Below are 25,178 nucleotides of genomic sequence, written 5' to 3' on the forward strand. Positions count from 1 at the left end.
CGTGGCGCTCGGGTCGTCGTACCCATCATGACCCTGACCCGCGGACTCCTGACCGCCGCCGCCATCCCCATCGTCCTGCTGGGCGCCTGCGCCCAGCCCGGCACCTCCGGCGAGGCCGGCGCCGCGCCGGACCGAGCGACATCCGACCCGGTGACCGAGAGCGCCCGGGCCGACGCCGACGCCGTGGTGCTGCGCGTGCAGTACCGCGGCGGATTCGTCCCGCCGCAGTTCCTGGCCGGTCGCCTGCCGCTCGTGAGCGTGTACGCCGACGGCCGCGTGATCACCGAGGGGCCGACCACGCTGATCTATCCCGGGCCCGCGCTGCCCAACCTCCAGGTCGCCCGGATCACGCCGGAGGAGGTCACCCAGCTCGCCGCCGAGGCCACCGAGGCCGGGGTGAAGACCGGCGCCGACTTCGGCCGGCCCGGCGTCGCCGACATCCCGAGCACCGTCGTCACGGTCACGACCGGGTACGGCACGGAGACCGTCGCGGTGGAGGCACTCAACGAGGCCCAGCCCGACGACGGCGCGCTGACCGCCGAGAACAAGGCGGACCGGGAGCGGCTGAAGACCTTCGTCGGCAAGCTGACCAGCCTCGGCGCCGACGCGCAGCCCTACGCCCCGGAGGAGGTCGCCGCGATCGCCCGCCCGTGGACCGACCCGGGTGACGGCCTCGCCGGCAAGCCGGTGACCTGGCCCGGGCCGCGGCTGCCCGGGGAGGCCCTGAACGCGACCGCCGGGGTGAACTGCCTCGCCGTCACCGGCGCGGAGAAGGACGCCGTCCTGGCCGCGGCCGCGAAGGCGAACCAGCAGACCCCGTGGGAGTCCGGCGGCAAGCAGTGGTCGGTGACGTTCCGCCCGCTGCTGCCCGACGAGTCCGGCTGCGCGTCGCTGCGGAGGGCCGAGTGACCCCGTTCGACGACCCGTTCGAGTTCGACGAGGACGGCATCGGGGCGGCACCCCCGCCGCCGCCGAAGAGGGTGGTCACCAGACGTCCCCGTCGCGCCAGTCGCACACGAGCGGCCCGCTGCCGCCGCCGCTGAGCCCCCACGTGAACACGCTGCCGTCGTCCTCCGGGGTCAGGGTCACCCCGGAGGGCGCCAGCACCGCGGTCGGGCCGTCCCAGAGCCGCCACCCGCGGGCGCGGTAGAGCGCCAGCCCGTCGTCCGAGGCGGAGAGCGCGCCCAGGTGGTGGGCGCGGTCCACCACCCGCTCGGCGGCGGCCATCACCGCGCCGCCGAGCCCTCGCCGCCGGTGGCCGGGGTGCACCGCGACCGCCTCCACGTAGCCGCAGCGCAGCGTCCGGCCGTCCAGCAGGAGCCGGCGCTGCACCACGGCGGCGTGCGCGATCGGCCGCCCGCCCTCGTGCACGGTGAGGTGCAGGCCGCCGAGCGCGTGGTCCCAGTCCTCGTCGGCGAATCCGCCGTCGAACGCCAGGTCGAGCAGGTCGCGGAGCGCCGCCCGCTCGGCGGCGTCCAGGTCAGCGGTCGGAACGGTGCGTACCGGGGTCACACCGCATTATGCGCGTGCTGCCTCTCGGCGGCCGGGTGCCGGCCGGGCAGCTTCGTGCTGGGGTGCTCGGGCAGCGCCGGGGCGTTGACGAGGTGGGCCTGGATGAACGCCTCGGCCAGCTTGTCGCCGTGGACCTTCAGCGGTTCCTCGGTGTGGTGTTGTTCAGCCATGAACTCATGGTCGACCCGTTCGGTTGCACGACGGGCCTTTTATGCCGCCTGCCCGCTCTGGGCCGCGTGCGCGATGGCCCGCCGGAGCACCGCGACCGACACGGTGAGGTCGCCGGCCATCTCGGTGAGCCCCAGCTCGATCCACTCGCGGACCAGCTGGGAGTAGGGGACGCCGGCCTGGTCGGCCGCGGCCCGGACCCGCTGGGCCAGCGCCGGCGGCACCCGGACGCCGAGCGGGACCATCGGCTCGGTCTCGGGCGCCGGGGGCAGCGTGACCCGGGCTCCCTCGTCGTACGTGACTCTGCCGCCGGCGAAGGCGGCCACCGCCGCGTTGAGTTGATCGTCGGAGTACTGCTGGGTCATGACGCCTCCCATGCCTCGAACCGCGCCAGCTCGTCCGGTGTCATCTCGCGGGCCCCGATGATCTGCTGCTGGTGCCCGCCGAGAAGCCGCACCGCGACGACCAGCGGCCGGCCGGACGAGGTCCGCCCGCTGATCGTCAGGAAGTGCACCCCGGCGCTCTCCGCGGCCATCGGCAGCCGCAGCTCGGCGGAGAGAACCTCGGTGACTTCCCACGTCTCGACGTCGCGCAGGGCAGCCAGTGCCGCTGTCAGCCACTCGTACCCCACCCACCCAGCGTAAGACGTTCGTTTGACACCGTCGAGCCGGGCCGCCCCGGACGGCACGAAGGCCCGCCCGGCGGACCGGGCGGGCCTTCGCGAACAGCAGCGATCAGTGGACCTCGAGCAGGTCCACCACGAAGATCAGGGTCTCGTTGGGCTTGATCGCCCCGGCCGCGCCGCGGGCGCCGTAGCCCATGTGCGGCGGGATGACGAGACGGCGGCGGCCACCGACCTTCATGCCGGCCACGCCCTCGTCCCAGCCCTGGATGACCTGCTGGCCGGCGACGCGGAAGCCGAACGGCTCGCCGCGGTTGTAGGAGGCGTCGAACTCCTTGCCCGTGGACTGGGCGACGCCGACGTAGTGGACGCTGACGAAGTCGCCAGGCTTCGCCTCCTGGCCCTCGCCCTCGACGATGTCCTCGATCAGCAGTTCGCTGGCGGGGGAGTCGGGGATGGGGCCGACGTCAGGCTTGGTCATGAATCCTCCTGAGTTCTTACCGGACATCGGCCATGCAATCACAGCTTCCGGCCGGCTGAACGAGCGGTGCCCGAAGTACGTACCTCCGGGTGGCCGGGAATCCGCCCGGCCGCGTCCTGCCGTGCCCGGGAGTGTTCCGTGTCAGTCCGCCGTCTCGCCGCCGCGGGGGTGCTCGTCCTCGCGTCGGTGCCCGCCGTGCCCACCGCCGCGCTCGCCCACGGCGCGCCGGTCACGCCGATCAGCCGGAGCGCCGCCTGCGGCGGCAACGGGTCGAGGACCGGGGCGGCGGCCTGCGTCGCCGCGCGCGAGGCCACCGGCAGCCGGCTGGGGGCGTACGACAACGTGCGGCTCGCGAACGTGAACGGCAGGGACCGCGACCGGGTGCCGGACGGGGAACTGTGCAGCGCCGGGATCGACCTCTACCGCGGCCTCGACCTGCCCCGGGACGACTTCCCGGGTACCGACGTGAAGTCCGGGCAGCGGCTCTCGGTCTCCTACCGCGGCACGATCCCGCACCGGGGCACCTTCCGGATCTACATCACCGATCCCGGATATCGGCCGGCGGAGAAGCTCGGCTGGGACGACCTCGGATCGGAGCCGATCGCCGCGATCGCGGACCCGCCGCTGACCGGGGGCGCGTACCGGATGAAGGTGACCCTGCCGGAGCGGACCGGGCGGCACCTCCTCTACGTCGTGTGGGAGACGTCGAGCACGCCGGACACCTACTACTCCTGCTCGGATCTGGACTTCCCGGCGCCGAAGCCGGCCGCCGTCAAGAAGTCGGCCGCGGCGAAGAAGTCGGCCGCCGTGAAGAAGGCGGCGGTGACGACGACGAGCGAGGCCCCGAGCCCGGTACCCACCACGCGGGAGCCGACGGCGACGCCCTCCGCGCCGCCGGTGATCGAGGCGGCTCCGGCGAGCAGCGGCACCACGATGGTCGATTTCGGTCACTGGCTGATTTTGGGAGCGCTCACAACGGCGGCCCTGGTCATCGCGGGTGCGGTCCTCGATCGGGCCCGGCGGCGCAAAAAGAGTTGAACCGCCGGTGTGTGGATCTCGTACTGACGGGCGTCGACAATGCACCGCCCTTCCGGTCCCCCCGAACAGCACGACGAAAGGCCAAGCATGAGTCGGGTTCGTTACCGTAGCCAGTCCCGCCCGTGGCTGTCCCGCCGCAAGGTCCTCGCCCTCGCCGCGACCGGCGTCGGCGTCTCGGCCGCCTCGGTGGCGGGGCTCAGCCTCGCGGGCGAGAACGGCAGTGACGACAGGGAGAAGGGCAAGCCGCTGGTGCTCTCCCTGCGCGACGCGAGCGAGGGCACCTTCGACGTCTTCTCCGGCGAGAAGCGGCTGACCATCACCGACAAGAAGCTGGCCGCCCAGCTGCTCAAGGCCGCGGGCCGCTGACACCGAGGAGAACGCGACCATGTCTTCCCACCGCGAAGCCCCGGAGATCAGCAAGGACCCGGTGGCCGACAGTTCCGACCTGTACGCCTTCGTCAGCCCCGACGACCCGGACACCGTCACGCTGATCGCGAACTACGTGCCGCTCCAGCTCCCGGCGAGCGGACCGAACTTCTTCGAGTTCGGCGACGACGTGCTCTACGAGATCCACATCGACGCGAACGGCGACGCCCGCCCGGACGTGACGTACCAGTTCCGGTTCCGTACCGAACTGCGCAACGACCGGACCTTCCTCTACAACACCGGCCCGATCGAGTCCCTCGACAGCGAGAACTGGAACCGCCGGCAGTTCTACTCGGTCACCAAGGTCGACTCGCACGGCAAGAGCACGGTCCTCGCGAAGAACCTGCCCTGCCCGCCCTGCAACGTCGGCCCGCTCTCGATCCCGGACTACGAGAAGCTGGCCGAGGACGCCGTGCACCGGCTGAAGACCGGCGAGAAGGTCTTCGCCGGCCAGCGCGCCGACGCGTTCTTCGTCGACCTGGGCGCCATCTTCGACCTGGGCACGCTGCGCCCGTTCCAGGACAAGCACCTGGTCGGCCAGAACCTGTTCAACTACGCCGGCAAGGCGGTCAACGCCACCGACAAGACCAACGTGCACAGCATCGCGATCCAGATCCCGCTGCACATGGTCCGCCGGGACGGCAAGAAGCGGGTGCGCGGGCGCGACGCCGGCGCGGTCATCGGCGTGTGGACCTCGGCGAGCCGCCGGCAGGTCGAGGTGCGCAACAACAAAAACGGCAACGACGTCGTGGTGGGCCCGCAGGTGCAGGTCTCCCGGCTCGGCAACCCGCTGTTCAACGAGGTCATCGTCCCGATGGCGGAGAAGGACAGGTGGAACAGCCTGCCGCCGAGCGAGGACAAGCGCTTCGCCGAGTTCGTCGCCACCCCGGAGCTCGGCGCGCTGCTGCCGGTGCTCTACCCGGGCCTCTTCGACAACCTGGACGCGCTGAACAAGACCAAGGAGCCGCGCGCCGACCTGCTGGCGATCCTGCTGACCGGCATCCCGGACGGCCTGATCGACGGCTTCCAGAACAACACCGGCGAGCTGCAGGCCGACATGCTGCGGCTCAACACGGCCATCCCGCCGGCCGAGAAGGAGAACAAGTTCGGCGTGGTCGGCGGCGACCTGGCCGGCTTCCCGAACGGCCGGCGGATCGCCGACGACGTCGTCTCGATCTCGCTGCGGGCCATCGCCGGCGCGACCGTGCCGCTGGTGAACGCCGACTTCGAGCCGGACGCCGCGGCCGCCCTGGTCGAGCAGGGCCTGAGCATCAAGGACGCCAGTGCGGGCCTGCTGAAGAAGTTCCCCTTCCTGGGGACCCCCTTCGACGGATTCGGAAACCCCTCGTGACCCACAGCCACGCCCACGGACCCGGCCACCACCACCATCACCACACGCTCGCGCCGTCCGGGCAGGGCACCGTGATGCTGAACATCGGCGGCGACATCGGCGCGCTGATCATCGATACGCCGGGGCACCTGCACGGCCACGAGATCGAGGTCAGCCCGGTCGCGGCGCCGGCCGAGCGCACCCACGCGGCGGTCCGGGCCCGGTACGTCCGCGGCGGCGTCACCTTCTGCGTGGTCCTCGACGCGCTGCCGGCCGGCCGGTACCTGATCTGGCAGGCCGGCGACGAGCCGCTCGCCGAGGTCGAGGTGCGCGGCGGGGCGGTCGCCGAGTTCACCTGGCCCGCCACGGCTGTCCCCGGGAGGACACTGCTTTCGGTCTAGTCTGGACGCCATGGTGAGCCCCGTCACCCCGGGGGCGGAGACCCCGGTCCACGTCACCCTGCGCACCACCGACGTGGACGAGGCTCGGGCGTTCTGCCGCAAGCTCTACTACGGACCGTTGCGGATCGAGCCGGTCGGCGACCCGGCGCGCTTCCTGTTCAGCGCCGACGTCGTGCTGCTCGGCCCGATCACGCTCGGCGAGGTGGGGTACGGCACGGACATCCGGGTGTCGATCGGCGCGCTGGAGACGGCGTACCACGTGCTGGTGCCGCTCTCCGGGATGCTCCGGTCGCGGCACCGGGGCACGGTGATCTACGCCGATCCCACCCGGGCCGTGGTCTACCGGCCGACCGGCGACATCGAACTGGACTGGCCGGGCAGCTGCCGGCTGCTCAGCGTGAAGGTGGAGCGGGCCGCGCTGGAGCGGGAGCTCGACGCGGCCATCGACCAGCAGGTCGTCTCGCCGCTGCCGCTCGGCGCGAGCTTCGACCTGGTGGACGGGCCGGGGCGGACCTGGGCGGCGCTGGTCCGGCTGCTGCTGACCGAGCTGCGCGACTCGGACGGGCTGGCGAGCCGGCCCCGGATGGCGGCCCGCTGGCGGGACATGGTGGTGAGCGGCCTCGCGCTCAGCCTCGAGCACCCGTACGGCGAGGAGCCGGCCGGCCTGCAGGGACCGTTGCGCCCGCGGACCGTGAAGCGGGCGCTCGACGTCATGCACGCCGAGCCGTCCCGGCCGTACACGATCCGCGACCTCGCGCTCGTGGCCGGGGTCGGCGTCCGGGTGCTCCAGGAGTCGTTCCGCCAGCACGTCGGGGTGCCGCCGCTCACCTATCTGCGGCGGCTGCGCCTCGACGGCGTGCACGGCGAGCTGTCCCGCGCCGATCCGGGGCAGGTCAGCGTCAGCGAGGTGGCGTACCGGTGGGGGTTCACCCACCTGGGCCGGTTCGCCGGCTCCTACCGGGAGCGCTTCGGGGTGAGCCCGTCACACACGCTCCGGGGCCGGGGATAGGCCGGCGCAGGCGACGCCGCGGGCCTCCAGGAAGTCCCGGACGGCCAGCACGGCCCGGTGCTCTATCAGCCGCTGGTGCTTGCGCACGTCGGGGTGCCGGTCCAGCACGTCCGGGCCGGAGGACGCCGCGATCTCCCGTACGCCCAGGATCGCACCCTGATCGAGACCTGGCGCGACGCCCGGCACGGACCGGGACCGGACGCGCAGGCCGGGAATCGCCCCGGCCAGCCGGGCAGGCGCCCGCAGGGCGACCGCCGGCGCCGACGCCACCCCCTCGCCGAGCACCCGCCACCAGGACGGCTGATCCTCCCGGTCGGCCACCCGGTAGGCGTCGAGGCAGGGCAGCAGCACCGTCGTGACGGCCTCCAGGTAGAGCGAGCGGGCCTGCAGCGCGACGTGCACGTGGACGGTGGTCACCACCTCGCCGCCGGACGAGACGACCTGGCAGGCGAGGTGGTGCCGGGCCTCCGGGGCCGGGTTCCGGATGATCCGGCTGATCTCGTGCGGGGAGAGCATCGGGTGCGGCCGGCGCGCCTCGTCGCCGGCCAGGAAGACCCGGTCGGTGACGGTGAGGCCGGTGATCGAGCCGGTGGCGGCGGCGCCCGGGCCGCCGGCCAGCGCGCCGAGGCACATGCCCAGGTGGGCGACGAGCTCGTCGGCCGCGAACGGGGGCGGCTGGGGCAGCGGCTGCGCGACACCCCAGTCGCCGATCACCTCGCCGGCGCCGGCGTACGGGTGGAAGTCGTGGATCACCGTGTTGCCGTACTGGAGCCGCTCGACGTCGCGCAGCCGGGCAGTCGCGACCGGGGAGGCGGGCGCGCTGCCGGGCCGGAACAGGCGCAGCCGGCGCCGGCACCAGAACCGCCAGCCGGTCGAGCAGCCGGCCACCAGCAGCAGCACCGGCAACGAGCGGGCCAGCACGGCGGCCGCCACGATCGCGACGACCAGGCCGTCCCGGATCAGCGCGACGGTCCGGGCCCGCAGGCAGTGGCCGAGCACCGGGCCGAGGGTGAACCCGTAGGACGGGGCGACGGCGCGGCGCGGCTGCCGGTAGACCTCGCGGAGGGCGGTGTCCCGGAAGTCCTCGTCGAGGTACGCCGCGGCACACAGGTGCCGGGTGGCGGTGGTGAAGTCCACCGCCTCAGCCTACGAATGGCCAGTGGCCAGCGTAAATTCCTCTAAAGCTCGACCCGCTGGCCCTTGCCGATCACCACGATGCCGTTGTCGCTGACCGTGTAGAGCTTGCGGTCGCGGTCGAGGTCGACGCCGATCTGCGCGCCTTCCGGGATCACCACGTTCTTGTCGATGATCGCGTTGCGGACCACCGCGCGGCGGCCCACCGAGACGCCCTCCATCAGCACCGCGCCGTCGACGTGCGCCCACGAGTTGACCCGCACGTTCGGCGAGATCACCGAGCGCTCGACGAGCGCGCCGGAGACCACCACACCGGGGGAGATCATCGAGTCGATGGCGCGGCCCTGGCGGTCGTCGTAGCCGTGCACGAACTTGGCCGGCGGCCAGGCGCCGTAGTTCGTCAGGATCGGCCAGTCGTGGTTGTACAGGTTGAAGATCGGCAGGGTGGCGATCAGGTCCATGTGGGCGTCGTAGAAGGAGTCGAGCGTCCCCACGTCGCGCCAGTACCCGCGGTCGCGGTCGGTGCTGCCGGGCACGTCGTTGTCGCGGAAGTCGTAGACGTTCGCCTCGCCGCGCTCCACCAGCATCGGGATGATGTTGCCGCCCATGTCGTGCTTGCTGTCCGGGTTCTGCGCGTCGGCGGAGACCGCCTCGCAGAGCGCCCGGGTGGTGAAGACGTAGTTGCCCATCGACGCGTAGACCTCGTCGGGCGCGTCGGGCAGGCCGGTCGCGTCCTTCGGCTTCTCCCGGAACGCCTTGATCTTCTTGCCGTCCTCGGCCACGTCGATCACGCCGAACTGGTCGGCCATCGACAGCGGCTGCCGGATGCCGGCCACCGTGACCGCGGCCCCCGAGGCGATGTGGTCGTTGACCATCTGCTTCGGGTCCATGCGGTAGATGTGGTCGGCGCCGAAGACGATCACGTAGTCCGGCGACTCGTCGTTGATCAGGTTGAGGCTCTGGTAGATCGCGTCGGCCGAGCCGGCGAACCAGCGCGGGCCGAGCCGCTGCTGGGCGGGCACCGGGGTGACGTAGTTGCCGAGCAGCGTGGACATCCGCCACGTCTTGGAGATGTGCCGGTCGAGCGAGTGCGACTTGTACTGCGTCAGCACGACGATTTTCAGATACCCCGCGTTCGCGAGGTTCGAGAGAACGAAGTCGATCATGCGATAGATGCCGCCGAATGGCACACCGGGTTTGGCCCGGTCAGCCGTCAAGGGCATCAGGCGCTTGCCTTCCCCACCAGCCAGAACGATCGCAAGCACCTTGACAGCCATGGGAAGGACGCTAATTGTCCGGCCGCCCATTCGCCACCCGAAAGGGCGGTTGGAAATATCTTGCTGCGCCTGCTGGGCACTTGCGATTCAGCGTACCGGCGAGGGCGTCGTCGCCCGCATCCGGGCTTCGATCTCACCGGCCTCGACCGGGCGGCTGAAGTGGTATCCCTGCGACAGCGGGCAGTCCAGCTCGCGCAGCAGCTCGGCCTGGGCCGCGGTCTCCACGCCCTCGGCCACGGTCACCAGGTCCTGGCTGCGGGCCAGCTCCAGGATCGCCCTGGTCAGGCTCACGTCCTGGGGCCGCGGCGGGTCCTGGTGGCGGCGGATGAACGACTGGTCGATCTTCAGGATGTCGACCGGCAGCCGGTGCAGGTAGGCCAGCGAGGAGTACCCGGTCCCGAAGTCGTCGATGGCGATCCGGATACCCTCGGCCCGCAGCGCGTCCAGCACCCCGGTGTCCGCGGCGTCGATGAGCACCGATTCGGTGATCTCCAGCACCAGCGCCCGGGCCGGCAGGCCGGTCTCGGCCAGGATCTCCAGCACGGTGCGGGCGAAGCCCGGGTCGCGCAGCTGGTGGGTGGAGACGTTCACGGTCAGGTAGATGCCGTAGCGCTCGTGCCAGCGGGCCGCGTCGGCGCAGGCCAGGCGCAGCGCGCGGATGCCGAGCGCGCCGATCAGGCCGGTCTGCTCGGCGACCGGGATGAACACGGCCGGCGGGACCATCTCGCCGTCCCGGCGCCAGCGCATCAGCGCCTCCACCCCGAGCGTGCGGCCGGTCCCGGTCTCCACGACCGGCTGGTAGTGCATGTGCAGCGCGTCGTCGGCGAGCGCCTGCCGCAGCCCGGCCGCGATCCGTGCCCGCGCGGTCTGCTCGGCCCGCAGCGACTCGTCGAACCAGGTGAGCCGGGCGCCTCCGGCCTGCTTCGCAGCCCGCAGCGCGAGATCCGCATCGCCGAGGGTCGCCGCCGGGTCAGAGCCCTTCAGAGGTACGTCGTGAGCACCCGGTTCCCCGGTCCCCGCGGCGGCGCCCGCGCTGAGCCCGAGGAGGATGCGCCGGTCGCCGACGACGAACGGCGAGCCCGCGACCGAGGCCAGCACCCGCGCGGCCACCGCGTCGGCGAGGGCCGGATCCGCGATCAGCAGGCCGAACTCGTCGCCGGACAGCCGGGCCACCGGATCCGCCTCGGGCGCGGCCGCGGCGAGCCGGTCCGCGAACAGGCGCAGCACGGCGTCGCCGACCGGGTGGCCGTACGTGTCGTTGACCGCCTTGAAGCCGTCCAGGCCGACCATGAGCAGGGCGTACGGCCGGTCGCCGGCCGCGGCCAGCCGTTCGGTGAGCAGGTCGCGATTCGCCAGGCCGGTGAGCCCGTCGTGCCCGGCCCGGTGCACGAGCCGGCGCTGCAGGGTCTCCTGCTCGGCCAGGGCCGCGGCCAGCTCGGCGGCCCGGCGCTGGCCGACCCGGACCAGGATGGCGATCCGGACCAGCAGCACGGCGCAGAGCACCGCCGTGATCAGCGCCGGGACGACGACCTCGTGGCCGGTGCCGGCGCCGGTGGCGTACCCGCCCGCGATCGGCAGCAGCGGGCTCGCCACCGCGACGGTGACCAGGCCGGCCAGCTTGCTCCGGCCGATCAGCCGGGTGCCGGCGGCGGCGCGGGCGCCCAGCCGGCCGGCGTCCGGGTGCAGGGCCGCGGCGGTCAGCAGCACGCTCCACACCTGGATCGCCAGGAAGCCGAAGCCGCCCGGCAGGAACGGCACGGTGCCCGAGCCGGACGACGCGGCGTAGACCAGGTGCGGGGCCAGCAGCGCCGCGCCGCCGGCCGCGACGAGCCGGGCCGGGGTCCGCCACACCGAGGCGAAGCCGCGCACCACGGTGGCGAGCAGCGTCAGGTCGAGGACCGCGTAGAGGGTCGCCATGGCGTCGTCGACCTGCCGGTACTCGGGGGCGCCGAGGTACGGCATCACCACGAAGGACCAGGCCAGCATCGCGAGGAACAGCACCATCGCGCCGAACTCGGCGCCGCTCTCGGCCGCGCTGCCGGTCCGCCGGCGCTTGCGGGTCAGCAGGTAGGCGCCGGCCGCGTGCAGCGCCCACACGGCGGTCAGCGACATGCCCATCGGCACGTCGCCGGGGCCCGGCGCGCCGACGGCGTCCCGCACGATCCAGAAGGCGTTCACCGCGAGCGCGGCCACCTGCCCGCCGATCAGCAGCCACCACCCGGCCGGCGACGCCCCTGCCGCGCCCGCGCCTGCCGCGCCCGCGCCGGCCGCGGGCGAGACCTGCGTCGCGGCCCGGCGCCGCCGGATCGCCGCTCCCATCGTCACGGCGAGGCCCGCGGCCTGCAGCGTGAGCCAGGCGGCGCCGCCCTCCCCGCCCGTGGTCAGCTGCGTGGCGAGGACCGCGACGAGGCCGGCGGCCAGGGCGTACTGCCAGGCCGCGACGCGGGGGAGGGACGGGATGTGCACGTACACATCTCAGCTCATCCCGGTTGCACCGACGGTTGCCGCGAGGTTGTGGTTCCGGACCGCGACCGCCGCGACCGCGCCGCGCTTTGGCTATCCTGCGAACCGTGACCGATTCCGGGACTCCACGCCTGCGCGCCGACCTGATCACCCGCGAGTACCCGCCGGAGGTCTACGGCGGCGCCGGGGTGCATCTCGAATACCTGACCCGTGACCTGCGGCGTCTCGCCGACGTGCGGGTGCACTGCTTCGGCGCGCCGCGCGCCGAGGAGGGCGTCACGGCCTACCCGGAGGTCGCCGAGCTGGCCGGGGCGAACGCCGCCCTGCGCACCATGGGCGTCAACCTCGAGATGGCGCACGGCGCCGCCGGGGCCGACGTGGTGCACAGCCACACCTGGTACGCGAACTTCGCGGGCCACACCGCGAAGCTGCTGCACGGCATCCCGCACGTGATCACCACGCACAGCCTGGAGCCGCTGCGCCCGTGGAAGGCCGAGCAGCTCGGCGGCGGGTACGCGCTGTCGTCGTTCTGCGAGCGGACCGCCATCGAGAACGCCGACGCGATCATCGCGGTCTCCGGCGGGATGCGGCGGGACGTGCTCCGCGCGTACCCGTCGGTCGACCCCGACCGGATCCAGGTGGTCTACAACGGGATCGACACCGCCCTCTACTCACCGGATCACGGCACCGGCGTGGTGGACCGGCTCGGCATCGACCGGAACCGGCCGAGTGTCGTGTTCGTGGGTCGCATCACGCGGCAGAAGGGCCTGCCGTACCTGATGAGGGCCTGTCATGATCTTCCCGCGGAGACCCAGATCATCCTGCTGGCGGGCGCGCCCGACACCCCGGAGATCGCCGCCGAGGTCGAGGCGCTGGCCCGGGACCTGCGCGAGGCGCGCGACCCGCAGGGCGTGATCTGGGTGCAGGAGATGCTGCCGAAGCAGGAGGTCATCCAGGTCCTCACGCACGCGACGGTCTTCGTCTGCCCCTCGATCTACGAGCCGATGGGCATCGTGAACCTGGAGGCGATGGCCTGCGAGACCGCCGTGGTGGCGACCGCCACCGGCGGCATCCCCGAGGTGGTCAAGGACGGCGAGACCGGCCTGCTGGTGCCGATCGAGCAGGTCCAGGACGGTACGGGGACCCCGGTGCACCCGGAGAGGTTCGTGGCCGACCTGGCGGCGACGCTGACCCGCGTGCTGCGCGACCCGGCGCTCGCCGCGAGCATGGGCAAGGCCGGCCGGCGCCGTGCCGTGGACCACTTCAGCTGGGCCCGGATCGCTGAGGACACCCTCGAGGTCTACCGTTCGGTCCTCTGATGCTGCGACGCCCCCCGATACGTCTCGCCCTGCTCCTGGCCGCCGTCCTGTTCGCGGCCGGCGTCCTCGGCGTCGGCCTGGTCCGCGCCTCCCTCTACGAGCCGCTCGAGTTCGCCGCCCGGCCGGTGCCGGTGGTGGCCGCGCCGGCGCCGGTCCAGGACGGCCGATGCGGGACCGTGCCCGTGAAGGCGCCGCGGGAGCTGCGCGGCATGTGGCTCACCACGGTCTACAACATCGACTGGCCGTCGAAGCCCGGCCTGCCGGAGAAGAAGGTCAAGGAGGAGTACCTCCGCTGGCTGGACGTCGCGGTGGCGCAGAACCACAACGCGATCTTCGTGCACGTGCGGCCGAGCGGTGACGCGTTCTGGCCGTCGAAGTACGCGCCGTGGTCCAACTTCCTGACCGGCAAGCTCGACGGCAGCGACCCCGGCTGGGATCCGATGTCGTTCATGATCGACGAGGCGCACCAGCGCAATCTCGAGTTCCACGCGTGGTTCAACCCGTACCGGGGCACCCAGCCCGCCCCGGCAGGCGCCGGAACCGACCTCGCGAAGCTCGCGCCCCACCATCCCTTGAAGGCGCACCCGGACTGGCGGATCTCCTATCCGACCGGGAAGACCGGCCGGCTCTACTTCGATCCCGGCGTCCCGGAGGCCCGGAAGTTCGTCGAGGACGCGATGCTCGAGGCGGTCGAGAAGTACGACGTCGACGGCGTGCACTTCGACGACTTCTTCTACCCCTACCCGGAGAAGGGCGAGGACTTCCCGGACGACGCGTCCTTCTCCAAGTACGGGGGCGGGAAGTCGCGGGCCGACTGGCGGCGGGAGAACGTCAACACGCTGGTCCGCGAGATGCACACCCGGATCGCCGAGCTGAAGCCGTGGGTGAAGTTCGGGATCAGCCCGTTCGGCATCTGGCGCAACGGCGGCGAGGGCTCCGACACCAGCGGCCTGGAGAGCTACGACGCCATCTATGCGGACACCCGTACGTGGGTGCGCGAGGGCTGGCTCGACTACATCGTCCCGCAGCTCTACTGGACGATCGGCTTCGGCAAGGCGGACTACGCCAAGGTGCTGCCCTGGTGGGCGAAGACGGTCAAGGGCACCGGCGTGCAGCTCTACATCGGGATGGCCGACTACCGGGTCGGCGAGAAGGGCGACTGGAGCGATCCGGCCGAGCTCGACCGGCAGATGCGGCTCAACGACGAGTACGGCGTGAACGGCCAGGTCCACTTCAGCGCGAAGCAGGTGCGGGACAACCCGCTCGGCGCCGTCGCCCGGTACCGGGCCAAGCACTACGCGACGCCGGCCCTGCTGCCCCGGATGGCGCGCCTGCCCGCCACCCCGCCGCCGGCGCCGGCGATCACGGCGGCCGAACGCGGGGCCGGTGGCGAACTGCGGTTCACGGCCCGCGCCGCAGGGGTGAGCTGGGCTCTCTACCGCGGTGGTTCGCTGGTCTCGACCGGGCGGGCGGGCACCGCGGTCACCGATCCGAAGCCTCCGGCCGGTGGCGGCGCCTACTGCCTGTCGGCGCTGGACCGGTCCGGGAACGAGAGCCCGATCAGCGCCCCCTTCACGGTGGCCGGGTCGTAGGGTGGGCGCGTGATCGCTCATCCCGGACTCCGGTTCACCGACCACACCGTCACCGTTCCGCTCGATCACCGGAAACCCGGGGTGGCCGGCATCGAGATCTTCGCCCGGGAGGTGGTGGCCGCCGATCGCGCCGGCGACGACCTGCCCTGGCTGCTCTACCTCCAGGGCGGGCCGGGCGGCAAGGCGCCCCGGCCGGTGCGGGCGGACAGCTGGCTGGCGCTGGCGACCCGTACCCATCGGGTCCTCCTCCTCGACCAGCGCGGCACCGGGCGGAGCACGCCGATCACCGCCCGGACCGTGCGGGACATGCCCGCCGACCGGCTCGCCGCCTTCCTGAAACTGTTCCGGGCGGACAGCATCGTCGCCGACGCCGAGATCCTGCGGGAACGGGTCGCCGGCGGATCGAAATGGGACACGCTCGGGCAGAGCTACGGCGGGTTCATCACCATGGCGTACCTGTCGGCGGCGCCCCAGGGGCTGCGCACCTGCTACGTGACCGGCGGGCTGCCCGGCCTCACCGCCACCGGCGACGAGGTCTACGCGCGGACCTACCCGCGGGTCGCCGCCAAGAACGCGGAGTTCTACCGGGCGTTCCCGTCCGATGTGGGGCTCGTCCGCGCGGTCGCCGACCTGCTGTCCTCGTCGGACGTCCGGCTGCCGGACGGCGACCGGCTGACCGCCCGGCGGCTGCGGCTGCTCGGCAACGCGTTCGGGATGAGCTACGGGTACGCCCAGGTGCACTGGCTCCTCGAGGAGGCCCTGCACGGCTCGGAGCTGTCCGGCACGTTCCTCTACGACGTCATGCAGCAGACCGGGTTCGTCGACACCCCGCTCTTCGCCCTCCAGGAGTACTGCTACGGCGGTCCCTGCCGGCCGACCCGGTGGGCGGCGTCGCGGGCGCTGGCGGCCCACCCGGAGTTCGCCGAGGACGCGACGCCGCTGCTCTTCACCGGCGAGATGATGTATCCCTGGATGTTCGAGGAGATCGCCGCGCTGCGCCCGTTCGCCGGGGCCGCCGAGCTGCTGGCGGAGGCCGAGGACTGGCCGCCGCTCTACTCGCTCGATCGGCTCGCGGTGAACGAGGTGCCGGTGGTGGCGGCCGTCTATGCCGATGACATGTACGTGGACGCGGGGTTGTCGCTAGCGACGGCCGACTTTATCGGAAATGTCCGGACATGGGTGACGAATGAGTACGAGCATGACGGTCTCCGCACCTCGGGAGACGCCGTGCTCGGCCACCTCTTCGCGATGGCGGCCGGCCTCCGTTAGGCCAGGGCTTTCGTGCCCAGCTCCCACAACCGCTCGGCGTTCTGCGGGTCGACCGCCCAGCCGGCGACGCCCGCGTGCAGGCCGGCGCCGCCCGGGACGACCGGGGCCTCCTGCAGGTCCTCGTCGAAGTAGGCGCCGCTGACCCCGTCGACCAGTGGTGACGCGGCGAGCAGCACCGAGGCGGCGGCGCCCTGCTCCGGCGTCTTGAAGCCGTCGGCCTGGATCAGGGTGCCGTCCGCTTCCATGGCGCCCATGGCCCGCATGGTCGCGGCCGGCAGGTGCCGCTGCAGACCGGTGTGGATCCGGCCCGGGGCGAGCGCGTTCGCGGTGATCCCGCGCCGGGCCAGGCCGACGGCGAGCAGCACGTCCGCGGTCTTCGACTGACCGTAGGCCATCCACGGGTCGTAGGGCCGCCGCTCGAACTGCGGATCGTCGAAGTCGACGCCGGCCATCAGGTGCCCGCCGGAGCTGACCATGACGACCCGGGCGTCCGCGGTCAGCTCCAGGCCGGTGATCAGCGCGAAGTGGCCGAGGTAGTTGACCGCGAGCTGCAGTTCCCAGCCGTTCGCGGCGCGGGTGAGCTCGGGGAGGGCCATGATCCCGGCGTTCGCGATCACCCCGTGCAGGGGGCTTCCCCGGAGTGCGCCGGTGAACGCCCGGACCGAGTCGAGGTCGGCGAGGTCGAGGTCCCGGCGGGGAGGCGCTGCCACGTCGGCTCCGGCGTACCGAAGCGCCTTGATCGTCTCGGCGCCCAGGCCGGAAGCGCCTCCGGTGACCAGGAAGCGGCGGCCCGTGAGATCGACACCCTGGAGGACGTCGGCGGCGGTGGAGTGCTGGTCGAAAGGTGTCATGAGGCAAAGATAGGCTCGATCGACTGGACTCTGAATGCTCCCTGATCCAGCATAGTTGCGTGAGCGTCCACGATCCCCTCGAAGATGTGCTCGCCCTCGTCGGCGTCACCAGCAGCCTCTCGGTCTCCCTCGCGGCCGGCGGCGACTGGGCGCTCGACTTCGCGCCGCCACCCGCCGTCAAGTTCAACGCGGTAGTCCGCGGCAGCTGCCTGCTGACCGTTTCCGGCATCCCGTCGCCGATCCCGCTCGCCGAGGGCGACTGCTTCCTGATGGTTCAGCCGCGTGCGTTCACCCTGGCCAGCGGTCCGGGCGTGCCGCCCGTCCCGGCAGGCCCGCTCTTCCAGGCGGCGGCTGAGGGAGTGGTCCATGTCGGAGAGACCGATTCCGTACGGGTGATAGGCGGCCGTTTCGACTTCGGCGACCGCGCCCGCGATCTGCTGCTCGACGCCCTGCCCCCGGTCCTGCACGTCCCCGGCGCGACCCCCGCCGCCGCGACGCTGAGGTGGTCCCTCGACCGCATCGACGAGGAACTGAGGGAGCGCGCGATGGGGTCGGCCCTGGTGACCGCCCACCTCGCCCAGATCATGCTGATCCACATGCTGCGCCTGCACCACGCGCCGGGCTCTTCTGCCTCGGGGCCGGCCGCCTCCGTGCGGCCTGGGCTGCTGGCCGGGCTGGCCGACCCGGTCGTGGCGCCGGCGCTGCGGGCCCTGCATGCGCGGCCGGCCCGGGCGTGGACCGTCGCCGACCTGGCTCGTGAATCGGCGGTGTCGCGGTCGACGCTGGCCGCCCGGTTCCGGCGGACGGTGGGGCGCGGGCCCCTCGACTATCTCACCGGTTGGCGCATCGAACTGGCCGCCGCGAGCATCCGGCGCGGCGACGACACGCTCGCGGTGATCGCGCAGGCCACCGGGTACGGCTCGGAGAGCGCCCTGAGCAACGCCTTCAAACGGGTGACCGGCCAGTCGCCCCGCGAGTACCGGCGGCGGACACTCCCGCCGCGATCCGCATCCCCATAACAGATATGCCATAGCCTTATCGGACAAATCCGGCATATTGGGAGTTGTCTCATGGCACGTGTTCTCTGTATCGGTGCTACCGCCGCCGTCTCCGCGGCCCTCGTCGCCGCCCCCCGCCTCGGCAGCCGCCCCCACCGTGGCAGCCGCCCCCGCCGCGGCCGCCATCCCCGCCTCGGCCGCCGCCCCGGCCGCGATGAGCTGCAGTATCCAGACGCGCAGCGGCCACTACGTGACAGCGGTGGACGGCGGCGGCCGGGCGGCCGACGTGGTGCGCACCGACGCCACGACGGTCGGCGCCTCGGAGCGCTTCCAGCTGATCGCCCTGAGCCCGACCACGTTCGCGGTGCGGACCGCCAGCAGGAACTACATCAGCGTGGTGAAGGGCGGCGGCCTCCGCGCCGGCGCCATCCGCACGGACGCCACCGCGGTGGGCGCCACCGAGAAGATGGGCGTCGTGCCGATCGCCGGCGGCTGGTCCGCGATCCGCACCCCGAGCGGCAACTACCTGACGGCCGTGGGTGGTGGCGGCCGCCGCACCGATGTGGTCCGCTCCGACGCCACGGAGATCGGCCCCGACGAGCGCTTCAAGTTCGCCTGCTGACCCACCACCGGCTGTACCGCAGAGCGACATTCCGGGCGCGAACCCAGCCCTGCCGTACAGTCAGTGAAGCCTGGCTGTACGGGAGAGCGACATTTCGGGCGCGAACCCAGCCCTGCCGTACAGCCAGTGAAGCCTGGCTGTGCGGGAGAGCGACATTTCGGGCGCGAACCCAGCCCTGCGGTACAGCCGGCCGCACGGGCGCGACCGCCGTCAGCCGGTGACCTTGCCGGCGTCCACTGCCAGGTGACGGTTCGTCGACACCGCCTCCAGCATCCGGCGGTCGTGGGTGACCAGCAGCAGCGTGCCGGTGTAGCTCGCCAGCGCCGACTCCAGCTGTTCGATGGCCGGCAGATCGAGGTGGTTGGTGGGCTCGTCGAGGACCAGCAGGTTCACCCCGCGCGCCTGGAGCAGGGCCAGCGCCGCCCGGGTGCGTTCGCCGGGGGAGAGGGTGCCGGCCGGGCGGAGGACGTGCGCGGCGCGCAGGCCGAACTTGGCGAGCAGGGTGCGGACGTCGGCGTCCGGGAACGTCGGCACGGCGGCGCCGAACGCCCGGACCAGGGGCTCGTCGCCGAGGAACAGCCCGCGCGCCTGATCGACCTCGCCGACCACGACGCCCGGGCCGAGGTGCCGGGTGCCGGAGTCGAGCGGTACCCGGCCGAGCAGGGCGGCGAGCAGCGTCGACTTGCCGGAGCCGTTGGCGCCGGTGATGGCGATCCGGTCGGCCCAGTCGACCTGGAGGCTGACCGGGCCGAGGGTGAACGATCCGCGGGTCACGACCGCGTCGTTGAGCACCGCGACGACCGCCCCGGCCCGGGGCGCCACCGCGATCTCCATCCGGAGCTCCCACTCCTTGCGGGGCTCCTCGACGACCTCGAGACGTTCGATCATCTTCTCGGTCTGCCGGGCCTTGGCGGCCTGCTTCTCGCTGGTCTCGCCCCGCTGGCTCTTCGCGATCTTGTCGTTGTCCGGCGCCTTGCGGCGGGCGTTCCGGACGCCCTTGTCCATCCAGGCGCGCTGCGTCCGCGCCCGTTCGAGGAGATCCTCCTTCTTGTCGGCGTACTCCTCGTAGGCGGCCCGGGCGTGCGAGCGCGCCCGCTCGCGTTCGGCCAGGTAGGCCGCGTAGCCGCCGCCGTACAGATGAACCTGCTGCTGGGCCAGGTCGAGTTCGAGGACCTTGGTGACGGTCCGGGTCAGGAACTCCCGGTCGTGGCTCACCACCACGACGCCGGCCCGCAGGCCCTGCACGAACGCCTCGATCTGCGCGAGCCCGTCCAGGTCCAGGTCGTTCGTGGGCTCGTCGAGCAGGTAGAGGTCGTAGCGGCTGAGCAGCAGCGACGCCATGCCGACCCGGGCCGCCTGCCCGCCGGAGAGCGCGGTCATCGGCAGGTCGAGCGAGAAGCCGAGGTCGAACGCGTCGGACCGCTCGTCGAGGTCGGCGCCGCCGAGGTCGAGCCAGCGTTCCAGCGCCACCGCGTAGAGGTCGTCGGCGCCGGGGGAGGAGGCGGCCAGGGCGTCGGCGGCGGCGTCCATGGCCTGCTGTGCCGCGGCCACCCCGGTCCGGCGGGCGAGGAATCCCCGCACCGTCTCGCCGGGGCGTCGCTCCCGCTCCTGCGGGAGATATCCGACGTTGGCGGCGGGCGGGCTGAGCGAGACGCTTCCGCTCTCCGTGGGGATCAACCCCGCGAGGGTACGAAGGAGAGTCGTCTTGCCGGCGCCGTTCACCCCCACGAGACCGATCACGTCCCCCGGGGCGACCACGAGGTCGAGCCCGGCGAAGAGGGTGCGGTCGCCGTGCCCCGCGGCGAGTTCCCGGGCGATCATGGTGGCGCTCATCAGGCGACATCCTAAAAGCTCCCGGGAGCCGTCCGGAAATCAGCGCAGGCTGGCCCCGTACACATGATCCACGGTCATCGTCATGAGCACCCGCCGATCGGTGACCATGACCGAGCGGTACTCCGCCCAGTCCGGGTGCTCGCCCGCGGCCCGCCGGTAGTAGTCGACGAGCGCCTCCACCTCGGGCCCGTCCGGATCGGTGCCCGGCCCGGTGAGCGTGGCGATCCCCTCGGCGGTGGCCCAGGACCAGCCGTCGGAGCTGGTCACCTCGAGGGTGGCCCGGGGGTCGCGGCGCAGGTTGACCGTCTTGGCCCGCCCCTCGGTCATCGAGACCAGGATGACCCCGGCCTCGGCGTCGTAGTGGGGCGTGACCGGGGAGAGCTGGGGCCGGCCGTCCGCCTTGATGGTGGCGAGGATGCCGAGCCGGCTCTCCGCGAGCAGCGTGCGCGGGTCGAACGAGGTTGCCGTCATGACTGTCACCAGCCCCCGGCCCGGAGAAGTTATTCCGCCGGCGAGGGGAGAGGGACCGCGTTCCCGCTGACCCGCACGCCCGGCGACCCGGCGACGAGACGGACGGTGAGCCGGCTCGGCCGGCCCATGTCGTCGCCCTGGCGCAGGTGGACGGTGGCGTCGGCGGCGACGATCCCCAGCTCACGCAGGTAACCGCCGAACGCGGCCGCCGCCGCTCCGGTGGCCGGATCCTCGTAGACGCCGCCGACCGGGAACGGGTCCCGTACATCGAAGAGGTCTTCGGCATCGCGGTGCACGAGCTGCACCGTGGTCCAGCCGCGATCGAGCATCAGCGCCTTCAGCGCCGGCACGTCGTAGTCCAGCTCGGCGAGGCGCTTGCGGCTGGTCACGGCGAGGATCGGATGGTACGCCCCGGCATAGGCGACCCGGGGCGGCAGCGCGTCGTCGAGATCGCCGTCCGACCAGTTCAGCGCGGCCAGCAGGGCGGCCAGATCCTCGGCCGGCAGCGCCGCGACCGACGGCGCCACGCTGGTCAGCGTCGCGACCCCGGCGGCGACCAGGACCGGGACCTCGCCCGCGTTCGTCACGAAGACGTGGTCGCCGTCGCCGAGCGCGACCGCCGTGGCGACCGTGGCGTGCCCGCAGAACGGCACCTCGGCGAGCGGGCTGAAGTAGCGCACCCGGAGCTTGCCGCCGGCGTCCCGGCCGGTCACGAACGCGGTCTCGGAGTAGCCCACCTCGGCGGCGATCTCCTGCATCGCGGCGTCGGTCAGGGCGCCGGCGTCGAGCACGACCCCGGCCGGATTGCCCCCTTGCGGATCAGCGCTGAATGCCACGTACCGATCAATGATTGTCATGACGCTGAGCCTGCGCCGCGGCAATCGGCGGGACCAGAGCCAATCTCGCGGCCCTGGACGCGTCCGGCGTCACAGTCGTGGATTGCTGCCAACGCGGAGTAGCGTTCTTGCGGTGACAGAGGCTCCTTCCGCGATCACACCCATTCCTCCCGCCGACCTGCCGCGCACCCTGGGCGAGCTGCGTGCCACCGGGCACGAGTTCCGCACCGTCAAGGAGGAGCTGCGCGACAACCTCCTCGCCCGCATGCGCAGCGGCGAGCCGCGCTTCCCCGGCATCGTCGGCTACGACGACACCGTCCTTCCCGAGGTGGAGCGGGCCCTGCTCGCCGGCCACGACATGGTCCTGCTCGGCGAGCGCGGCCAGGGCAAGACCCGCCTGATCCGGTCGCTGATCGGCCTGCTCGACGAGTGGACGCCGTTCATCACCGGCTCCGAGCTGCACGAGCACCCCTACCACCCGCTCACCCCGGCGAGCCGCCGGCTGGCCGACGAGACCGGCGACCTGCTGCCGATCTCCTGGCTGCACCGGTCCGAGCGCTACGGCGAGAAGCTCGCCACCCCGGACACCAGCGTCGGCGACCTGGTCGGCGACGTCGACCCGATCAAGGTGGCCGAGGGGCGTGCCCTCGGCGACCCGGAGACCATCCACTTCGGCCTGGTGCCCCGGACGAACCGGGGCATCTTCGCGGTGAACGAGCTGCCCGACCTGGCCGAGCGCATCCAGGTGTCGCTGCTCAACGTGCTCGAGGAGCGCGACATCCAGGTCCGCGGCTACCAGCTCCGCCTCCCGCTCGACCTGCTGCTCGTGGCGTCCGCCAACCCGGAGGACTACACGAACCGCGGCCGGATCATCACCCCGCTGAAGGACCGCTTCGGCGCCGAGATCCGCACCCACTACCCGGTCGACCTGGAGCTCGAGACCGCCCTGATCCGGCAGGAGGCCGCCCTCGTCGCGGCCGTCCCCGAGCACCTCGTCGACGTGCTGGCCCGCTACACCCGCGGGGTCCGCGAGTCGCCGTCGGTGGACGCCCGCTCCGGCGTCTCCGCCCGGTTCGCGATCGCGGCCGCCGAGACCGTCGCGGCGTCCGCGCTGCGCCGGGCCGGCCTGCGCGGCGAGCGCGAGGCGGTGGCCCGCATCTGCGACGCCGTCTCGGTCACCTCGACGCTGCGCGGCAAGGTCGAGTTCGAGAGCGGCGAGGAGGGCCGGGAGACCGAGATCCTCGCGCACCTGCTCCGGGTCGCCACGGCCGAGACGTTCCGGGCCCGGCTCGCCGGCCTCGACCTGTCCGGCTTCACCGCGCTGGTCGCCGAGGGCGCCATCATCCAGACCGGTGAGCTGGTCAGCGCCGAGGAGCTGCTCACGCAGATCGGCACCGTGCCCGGCCTCGCGAAGGTGCTCGACCGGCTCGGCCTCGGCGACGCGCCGAGCCCGGGGCAGGCGGCGTCCGGCGTCGAGTTCGTCCTGGAGGGGCTGCACCTGACGAGACGGCTCGCCAAGGAGCGCACCGACGACGGCCGCACCCTCTACGGGAGCTGACGATGCCGGTCTTCCGCTATGGGGAGTGGCGGGACGGGCCCGATCCGCTCGCCCCGCCCTACGACGTCCGGGCCGCGGTCGACGAGATGGGCGACCGGGTCATGCGCGGCGACAGCCTGCGGGACGCGCTCCGCGACCTGATCCGGCAGGGTCCCCGGGACGGCCGGGGACTGGACGAGCTGCGGGCCCGGGCCCAGCGGCTGCGTCGCGAGGCGCTGCGCCGGGGCAACCTGGACGGCGCGGTCACCCGGGCCCGGCAGATGCTCGACCAGGCCCTCGCCGCCGAGCGGGACGCGCTGACCGCCCGCGACGACGACGACGCGCGGTTCGCCGAGGCGCAGCTGGACAGCCTGCCGCGGTCGGTGTCGCAGGCGGTCTCGGACTTGTCCGGATATAATTGGACATCTTCCGAAGCCCGCGAGATCTATCAGCAGATCCTGGAAGGCCTGCGGCAGGAGGTCGTCTCGCAGCGGTTCGCCGGCATGAAGCAGGCGCTGCAGCAGGGCGACATGTCTGAAATTTCGGAAATGGTGGGTGATCTCAACCGGCTGCTCGACCAGCACGCCCGGGGTGAGGACACCGACGACGCCTTCCGCGACTTCATGGACAAGCACGGCCGGTTCTTCCCGGACAACCCCCGCGACGTCGACGAGCTGATCGACTCGCTGGCCCGGCAGGCCGCCGCGGCCGAGCGCCTGATGCGCTCGCTCAGCCCGCAGCAGCGCGAGGAGCTGCAGAACCTGATGGCCCAGGCGCTCGGCGACGGCCCGCTCGCCGGGCAGCTCGCCGAGCTCACCGACAACCTGAAGGCGCTGCGCCCCGGCATGAACTGGGGTCGCGGCGAGCGGATGCGGGGCCCGGGCGACCTCGGCTACGGCGACGCCGCGTCCGCGCTCGGCGAGATCGCCGACCTGGACGAGCTGATCGACCAGCTCGGCCAGGAACATCCCGGCGCCACCCTCGACGACGTCGACGTGGAGGCGGTGGAACGGCAGCTCGGCCGGGGCGCCGGCGACGACCTGCGCCGGCTGCGCGAGCTGGAACGGGAACTCCGCCGGCAGGGCTGGGTGCAGCGCGACGCCGAGGGCCTCACGCTCTCGCCGAAAGCGCTGCGCCGGCTCGGCCACACCGCGCTCGCGCGGATCTTCTCCGACGTCACCGAGGGCAAGCGCGGCGAGCACGACATGCGCGACGCGGGCGCCGCCGGTGACCTGATCGGCTCGTCGCGCCGCTGGGAGTTCGGCGACGACCAGCCGCTCGACGTGGTCCGCACCATCGGCAACGCGGTCCGCCGCCGGGCCGCCTCCCGAGACCTTCACACCCTTCCGGTACGCCTGGAACCGGACGACTTCGAGGTCGCGGAGACCGAACGGCGGGCCTCCGCGGCGGTGGCGCTCTGCGTCGACCTCTCCTACTCGATGTTCGCCGACGGCCGATGGGGCCCGATGAAGCAGACCGCGCTCGCGCTGTCCCATCTGGTCGCCACGAAGTACCCGCAGGACGCCCTCCAGATCATCGGCTTCGGCAAGTACGCGCAGACGCTCAACCAGGGCGAACTGGCCGCGATCGAGCCGACGATCGAGAAGGGCACGAACCTCCAGCACGCCCTGATGCTGGCGGGCCGGCACCTGCGCCGGCACCCGGGCGCCGAACCGGTCGTCCTGGTGGTCACCGACGGCGAGCCGACCGCGCACCTCGAAGAGGACGGCGAGGCGATGTTCTGGTGGCCGCCGCTCGCCGAGACGGTCCAGGCCACGGTCCGCGAGGTGGACCAGCTCACCCGGTACGGCGCCACACTCAACGTGTTCATGCTGGGCGAGGAGCCGGGCCTGCGCCGCTTCGTCGGCCGCATAGCCGAGCGCAACGGAGGCCGCGTCTTCAGCCCGGACGCGTCCGAGCTGGGCCGCTACGTCATCGACGACTACGTCCGAGCCCGCCGAGGCCGCCGCTGACCCGCCCCGCCCTTAC

General features: G+C 72.6%; 25 protein-coding genes. 13 read left to right on the top strand and 12 right to left on the bottom strand.

Going from position 1 to position 25,178, the window contains the following annotated elements:
• Window positions 1-27: 27 nt before the first annotated feature.
• Entirely contained in the window at window positions 28-909 is an 882-nt protein-coding gene (locus AB0G10_RS29270; protein WP_360928620.1) for a hypothetical protein, read from the top strand.
• Between the two features lie 75 nt (window positions 910-984).
• Here the strand turns inward: AB0G10_RS29270 and AB0G10_RS29275 are convergent, their stop codons facing one another.
• The 5 genes from AB0G10_RS29275 to AB0G10_RS29295 form a co-directional block, all read right to left on the bottom strand.
• Window positions 985-1,512 carry a GNAT family N-acetyltransferase gene (locus tag AB0G10_RS29275; RefSeq protein WP_360928623.1) on the bottom strand — a complete coding sequence of 176 codons (528 nt, stop codon included), beginning with the start codon at window positions 1,510-1,512 and terminating at the stop codon, window positions 985-987.
• The gene (locus AB0G10_RS29280) at window positions 1,509-1,682 is read right to left on the bottom strand and encodes a hypothetical protein (RefSeq protein WP_360928626.1); all 174 of its coding nucleotides are present in this window, start codon (window positions 1,680-1,682) and stop codon (window positions 1,509-1,511) included. Before AB0G10_RS29280 ends, AB0G10_RS29275 begins: the two co-directional genes overlap by 4 nt.
• 39 nt (window positions 1,683-1,721) lie before the next feature.
• A complete protein-coding gene (locus tag AB0G10_RS29285; RefSeq protein ID WP_360928629.1) occupies window positions 1,722-2,045 on the bottom strand; it encodes a hypothetical protein in 324 nt (107 codons plus the stop codon).
• The gene (locus tag AB0G10_RS29290; protein WP_360928631.1) at window positions 2,042-2,311 is read right to left on the bottom strand and encodes a hypothetical protein; all 270 of its coding nucleotides are present in this window, start codon (window positions 2,309-2,311) and stop codon (window positions 2,042-2,044) included. The genes AB0G10_RS29285 and AB0G10_RS29290 overlap by 4 nt, the downstream gene beginning before the upstream one ends.
• A 103-nt stretch (window positions 2,312-2,414) precedes the next feature.
• Window positions 2,415-2,783 (bottom strand): FKBP-type peptidyl-prolyl cis-trans isomerase, encoded by a 369-nt coding sequence (locus tag AB0G10_RS29295; protein WP_360928634.1) that lies wholly within the window; start codon window positions 2,781-2,783, stop codon window positions 2,415-2,417.
• Window positions 2,784-2,921: 138 nt separating this feature from the next.
• Between AB0G10_RS29295 and AB0G10_RS29300 the strand changes: the two genes are divergently transcribed.
• The 5 genes from AB0G10_RS29300 to AB0G10_RS29320 all read left to right on the top strand — a co-directional run bounded on the left by AB0G10_RS29300 (window position 2,922) and on the right by AB0G10_RS29320 (window position 6,987).
• The gene (locus AB0G10_RS29300) at window positions 2,922-3,821 is read left to right on the top strand and encodes a lytic polysaccharide monooxygenase (RefSeq protein WP_360928637.1); all 900 of its coding nucleotides are present in this window, start codon (window positions 2,922-2,924) and stop codon (window positions 3,819-3,821) included.
• A gap of 87 nt (window positions 3,822-3,908) precedes the next feature.
• Window positions 3,909-4,187, top strand: coding sequence for a hypothetical protein (locus AB0G10_RS29305; protein ID WP_360928639.1), 279 nt, complete (start codon window positions 3,909-3,911; stop codon window positions 4,185-4,187).
• Window positions 4,188-4,206: 19 nt separating this feature from the next.
• The gene (locus tag AB0G10_RS29310; RefSeq protein WP_360928641.1) at window positions 4,207-5,598 is read left to right on the top strand and encodes a DUF4331 domain-containing protein; all 1,392 of its coding nucleotides are present in this window, start codon (window positions 4,207-4,209) and stop codon (window positions 5,596-5,598) included.
• Window positions 5,595-5,978 carry a phospholipase gene (locus AB0G10_RS29315; protein WP_360928643.1) on the top strand — a complete coding sequence of 128 codons (384 nt, stop codon included), beginning with the start codon at window positions 5,595-5,597 and terminating at the stop codon, window positions 5,976-5,978. The genes AB0G10_RS29310 and AB0G10_RS29315 overlap by 4 nt, the downstream gene beginning before the upstream one ends.
• Before the next feature lie 10 nt (window positions 5,979-5,988).
• Window positions 5,989-6,987 (top strand): AraC family transcriptional regulator, encoded by a 999-nt coding sequence (locus AB0G10_RS29320; protein ID WP_360928645.1) that lies wholly within the window; start codon window positions 5,989-5,991, stop codon window positions 6,985-6,987.
• Here AB0G10_RS29320 and AB0G10_RS29325 read toward each other — a convergent pair.
• The 3 genes from AB0G10_RS29325 to AB0G10_RS29335 form a co-directional block, all read right to left on the bottom strand.
• On the bottom strand, window positions 6,961-8,124 hold the full coding sequence (locus tag AB0G10_RS29325) for a hypothetical protein (protein WP_360928648.1): 1,164 nt from the start codon (window positions 8,122-8,124) through the stop codon (window positions 6,961-6,963). The genes AB0G10_RS29320 and AB0G10_RS29325 overlap by 27 nt on opposite strands.
• Before the next feature lie 41 nt (window positions 8,125-8,165).
• Window positions 8,166-9,398 carry a glucose-1-phosphate adenylyltransferase gene (gene glgC / locus AB0G10_RS29330; protein WP_360928651.1) on the bottom strand — a complete coding sequence of 411 codons (1,233 nt, stop codon included), beginning with the start codon at window positions 9,396-9,398 and terminating at the stop codon, window positions 8,166-8,168.
• A gap of 87 nt (window positions 9,399-9,485) precedes the next feature.
• Window positions 9,486-11,864, bottom strand: coding sequence for a bifunctional diguanylate cyclase/phosphodiesterase (locus AB0G10_RS29335; protein WP_360928654.1), 2,379 nt, complete (start codon window positions 11,862-11,864; stop codon window positions 9,486-9,488).
• Between the two features lie 104 nt (window positions 11,865-11,968).
• Between AB0G10_RS29335 and glgA the strand changes: the two genes are divergently transcribed.
• From glgA to AB0G10_RS29350, 3 genes are read left to right on the top strand one after another with little or no spacing between them, the layout of a single operon-like run.
• On the top strand, window positions 11,969-13,180 hold the full coding sequence (gene glgA / locus AB0G10_RS29340) for a glycogen synthase (RefSeq protein WP_360928657.1): 1,212 nt from the start codon (window positions 11,969-11,971) through the stop codon (window positions 13,178-13,180).
• Window positions 13,180-14,772 (top strand): family 10 glycosylhydrolase, encoded by a 1,593-nt coding sequence (locus AB0G10_RS29345; RefSeq protein ID WP_360928660.1) that lies wholly within the window; start codon window positions 13,180-13,182, stop codon window positions 14,770-14,772. Before glgA ends, AB0G10_RS29345 begins: the two co-directional genes overlap by 1 nt.
• Before the next feature lie 9 nt (window positions 14,773-14,781).
• Window positions 14,782-16,041, top strand: a complete 1,260-nt coding sequence (locus AB0G10_RS29350; RefSeq protein WP_360928662.1) for an alpha/beta fold hydrolase — start codon at window positions 14,782-14,784, stop codon at window positions 16,039-16,041.
• On the opposite strand, the gene AB0G10_RS29355 is transcribed toward AB0G10_RS29350, so the two are convergent.
• On the bottom strand, window positions 16,038-16,892 hold the full coding sequence (locus AB0G10_RS29355; protein WP_360928665.1) for an oxidoreductase: 855 nt from the start codon (window positions 16,890-16,892) through the stop codon (window positions 16,038-16,040). The genes AB0G10_RS29350 and AB0G10_RS29355 overlap by 4 nt on opposite strands.
• A gap of 59 nt (window positions 16,893-16,951) precedes the next feature.
• Here AB0G10_RS29355 and AB0G10_RS29360 point away from each other — a divergent pair, with 59 nt between their 5' ends.
• Both AB0G10_RS29360 and AB0G10_RS29365 read left to right on the top strand, forming a co-directional pair.
• A complete protein-coding gene (locus AB0G10_RS29360; RefSeq protein ID WP_360928668.1) occupies window positions 16,952-17,911 on the top strand; it encodes an AraC family transcriptional regulator in 960 nt (319 codons plus the stop codon).
• A 136-nt stretch (window positions 17,912-18,047) separates the two neighbouring features.
• On the top strand, window positions 18,048-18,512 hold the full coding sequence (locus AB0G10_RS29365) for a hypothetical protein (protein WP_360928671.1): 465 nt from the start codon (window positions 18,048-18,050) through the stop codon (window positions 18,510-18,512).
• Between the two features lie 210 nt (window positions 18,513-18,722).
• Here AB0G10_RS29365 and AB0G10_RS29370 read toward each other — a convergent pair whose 3' ends face one another.
• The 3 genes from AB0G10_RS29370 to AB0G10_RS29380 are packed head-to-tail and all read right to left on the bottom strand — an operon-like array spanning window position 18,723 to window position 21,673.
• On the bottom strand, window positions 18,723-20,345 hold the full coding sequence (locus tag AB0G10_RS29370; protein WP_360928674.1) for an ABC-F family ATP-binding cassette domain-containing protein: 1,623 nt from the start codon (window positions 20,343-20,345) through the stop codon (window positions 18,723-18,725).
• 39 nt (window positions 20,346-20,384) lie between these two features.
• Window positions 20,385-20,816, bottom strand: coding sequence for a PPOX class F420-dependent oxidoreductase (locus AB0G10_RS29375; RefSeq protein ID WP_360928677.1), 432 nt, complete (start codon window positions 20,814-20,816; stop codon window positions 20,385-20,387).
• 29 nt (window positions 20,817-20,845) lie between these two features.
• Window positions 20,846-21,673, bottom strand: a complete 828-nt coding sequence (locus AB0G10_RS29380) for a PhzF family phenazine biosynthesis isomerase (protein WP_360928680.1) — start codon at window positions 21,671-21,673, stop codon at window positions 20,846-20,848.
• Window positions 21,674-21,785: 112 nt separating this feature from the next.
• Here AB0G10_RS29380 and AB0G10_RS29385 point away from each other — a divergent pair, with 112 nt between their 5' ends.
• Window positions 21,786-23,210, top strand: a complete 1,425-nt coding sequence (locus AB0G10_RS29385; protein ID WP_360928682.1) for a sigma 54-interacting transcriptional regulator — start codon at window positions 21,786-21,788, stop codon at window positions 23,208-23,210.
• Window positions 23,211-23,212: 2 nt separating this feature from the next.
• Window positions 23,213-25,162 carry a hypothetical protein gene (locus AB0G10_RS29390; RefSeq protein WP_360928685.1) on the top strand — a complete coding sequence of 650 codons (1,950 nt, stop codon included), beginning with the start codon at window positions 23,213-23,215 and terminating at the stop codon, window positions 25,160-25,162.
• The last annotated feature ends 16 nt before the right edge of the window (window positions 25,163-25,178 follow it).

The organism is Actinoplanes sp. NPDC023714 (assembly GCF_040639855.1).
Classification (GTDB): Bacteria; Actinomycetota; Actinomycetes; order Mycobacteriales; family Micromonosporaceae; genus Actinoplanes.